The sequence below is a fragment of the Methanotorris formicicus Mc-S-70 genome (assembly GCF_000243455.1).
Taxonomy (GTDB): domain Archaea; phylum AGJL01; class Methanococci; order Methanococcales; family Methanococcaceae; genus Methanotorris; species Methanotorris formicicus.
Genome location: NZ_AGJL01000092.1, coordinates 1 through 3,205, shown reverse-complemented (window position 1 = coordinate 3,205; position 3,205 = coordinate 1). Strand labels below are relative to the sequence as shown.

Annotated in this window: 3 protein-coding genes; 2 read left to right on the top strand and 1 reads right to left on the bottom strand. The window is 37.1% G+C overall.

All coding sequences use genetic code 11. The annotated features are described in order from the left end of the window. Window positions 1-412 precede the first annotated feature (412 nt). On the top strand, window positions 413-1,459 hold the full coding sequence (locus tag METFODRAFT_RS09415) for a DUF1611 domain-containing protein (protein WP_007045390.1): 1,047 nt from the start codon (window positions 413-415) through the stop codon (window positions 1,457-1,459). Then, window positions 1,459-2,544 (top strand): dipeptide epimerase, encoded by a 1,086-nt coding sequence (locus METFODRAFT_RS09410; protein WP_007045389.1) that lies wholly within the window; start codon window positions 1,459-1,461, stop codon window positions 2,542-2,544. Before METFODRAFT_RS09415 ends, METFODRAFT_RS09410 begins: the two co-directional genes overlap by 1 nt. Window positions 2,545-2,586: 42 nt before the next feature. Here METFODRAFT_RS09410 and METFODRAFT_RS10975 read toward each other — a convergent pair whose 3' ends face one another. Further along, window positions 2,587-2,760, bottom strand: a complete 174-nt coding sequence (locus METFODRAFT_RS10975) for a hypothetical protein (protein ID WP_159089917.1) — start codon at window positions 2,758-2,760, stop codon at window positions 2,587-2,589. Window positions 2,761-3,205 lie beyond the last annotated feature (445 nt).

Here is a 3,205-nt window from a genome sequence, read left to right as displayed (position 1 = left end):
ATCATTATATTCGAATATGCTTGCGAAAGTCCTATATGGAAATATCGCATTAACACTGTCAGTTATATTGAATGATGTTGACATAAAGGTTAGAAAGTTAGGTGATGAGTAAACTTAAAAAAGGGAAAATAGAAACCATTTTCTGAAAATATTGATTTTGCTTACCCACGATATGGGAATGGTTGGATAAATTCTTAAGATTTGGGGAAGTCAAAAGAAAATGCCAAAAGCATAGTGAAATACTTATTAAGGAAAAGAATATATAGTCATATGAAAATCTGAACTGAGACGTTTAGTGGATACATTGGAATCATGCAAGAATAGTGAAATGACCATAATTTTGGGAAAGGGCATATAACTAATAAAATTGAAGTTTAAATAGGAATTCTTATTAGGTTAAGGAGGAGGTTAGATGAATCTAAAAGACTATTATCAAGATACTCCAGGGTTGATAATAACCCACGATTACTTCGATACAAAAAACGCTAAAACCGCCCATGGTATCATTTTGTACAGCGAAATTTTCAACGTTGTTGGAGTTGTGGACAGAAAATTTGCTGGTAATCGGGTTTGTGATGTAGTTCCGTTTATTAAGAAGGATATTCCAATATATTCCTCTGTAAAAGAGGCTTTGGATAACGTCAACGCCAAAGTTCTCATACTTGGCGTAGCACCTCCAGGTGGTAGATTACCAACAGACTGGCTGGATGAAATCAAAACTACCATAAACGCCGGCCTCGACGTAATTTCTGGTTTGCATATGTTCTTAAGTGACATTCCAGAAATTGCAGAACTTGCCGATGCAAGGGGCGTTAAGCTCATTGACTTGAGAAAACCACCCTCTGACCTCGACATAGGACTTCAAAGAGTACGCAAAACAAACGCTAAGGTAGTTCTCTGCATGGGTACTGACTGTGTAGTAGGTAAGAGAAGTGCCACTACCATTCTATGGAAACTTGCGAGGCAGAAGGGTATCAACGTCGGATTCGTTGCTACCGGCCAGACCGGACTTATGATTGGTTGTGATGCTGGAGCAGTCATAGATAGGATTCCATCGGATTTCGTAGCCGGACAGGTTGAAAAAATGGTTCTCGATGTGTTTAACAAAGGTAAAAATCCGATATTCGTTGAAGGACAGGGTGCTTTACTACATCCGAGTTACTCCGGTGTAACACTATCTCTTTTGCACGGAGCAGATCCACAGGCCGTCGTACTCGTTCACGACCCACAAAGAAAACAAAGAATGGGGCTTAGTGTTGAATTACCCATACCAGACTGGCGAGAGGAAAGGGATCTTATAGAGAAACTTTCCAGAGCCAAAGTGATCGCACTTTGCGTGTGGGGTGAGGAAAATAAAACTCTGATCAAAGATTCGGATATTCCAGTGTTTGATTTGACGAACCAGGATGATGCAGAAAACCTCCTCGAATTGTTGATGGACTATCTGGAGGGAAAATAATGAAGATAAAATCTGTAGAAGTTGTTCCTCTCAATATTCCATTGAAAGAGCCATTTATAATTGCGTTAGGGAAGTGCGACGTTGCAAAAAATGTCCTTATTAAAATTCATCTGGAGGATGGAACTATTGGATATGGGGAGGTTTCATCCTCTGGAGTTATTACAGGAGACGTTCAATCTACAGTTATAGATGTCGTCAAATATCTTACTCCAGTTCTGGCTGGCGAGTCCATTGAGAATTATAGGTACTTAATCAAAAAACTCAGGAGTATAATTAAATTTCATCCCGGTGCCTTTGCAGGAATAGAAAATGCCTTACTTGATGCATATACCCAGTATATTGGAATACCTCTTTACAAGTTTTTGGGTGGGATGAGGGACGAAATAGAATCAGACATAACGATTTCTATAACCACTCCTGAAAAAGCCGCTCAAACAGCACAGGAATACTCGAAAAAAGGATTTAAGGTGTTAAAAATTAAGGTAGGCAAAGATTTTAAAGAAGATTTTGAAAGAGTCATGGCTGTAAGTGAGGCTGTAGATTGCGAAATAAGAATAGATGCAAACCAGGGCTATAATCCAAAGGAGGCTGTTAAATTTATAAACTCTGTGTGGGATGCAGGTGTCAATGTCACACTTTTCGAACAACCAGTACATTGCCAAAATATTAAAGGTTTGAAGTACGTAACGGATAATTCCCCCGTTCCCGTGGCTGCGGATGAGACGGTTTTCACAGCCACTGATGCATTTAATATTGCGAGGGAAAGGGCTGTTGATGTTATAAACATCAAACTTGCCAAATGTGGTGGAGTGCTGGAAGCCTTAGATATAATAGCCGTAGCCAAAGCCTCAGGTCTAGATCTCATGATTGGGTGTATGCTGGAATCAAACGTCGGATTATCTCCAAGTGTTCACTTGGCATGCGGAACCGGAGAATTTTCGTACATCGACCTAGATTCACACGTATTTTTGAAGGAACTGCCACTGAGTGGAGGATTTGAAGTTGATGGGCAAAAGTTGATCGTGAAGAATATTAAAGAGGGGATAGGAATCAAAGAAAGTACTCAATCATCAATTAAACCGTAATTTCATTATGAACTCAAATACTTTTAATCGAATTGACCCTATCTACAATTTAATGAGTATATGGGATTTTTTGCTAAGTGGTTTTATCGTAGTATAAATCGAAATAATTTTTATTATTATGATTCTAACCTGTGCGAACTTGGATAACCCCTCTGAACAGTTAAATCTTAAACTATTTATAGAATTAGTGAGTATATTATTAAGTGCTGTTAGCATGGAGGTTTCACCGTTTTTTAATAAGTTATTTAAGTGCTATCTATTTCTATTTTTTGGTTTTAATTTTAATAGTGTTAAATCACACTATCAGTAAAATAAGAGAAATAAAAACGCCAAAAATGCTCTATAAAATATTATTATAAATGTATCAAGGTCAAATTGACGGTAGTTCCCATCAAATAGATAAATATATAACTATATGATTATAGATTACTACAAAAAAATAGTTGGAGGTAATAACATCGTAGATAAATCTAAAATTCCGAGAATTAAGCGTTTAATAAATCTTATGCGAGCTAAGTTTTACCTAATAGTCGTCAAATACAAATCGCCATACACACGCAGAGAGAAAATATCTCTCTTAGACTTAATAATCTTTTCGGTTCTTTGTATGATATACTTTTCGGGAGTTTAATAAGAGGGGTTAATGAAATACTAATCGAAT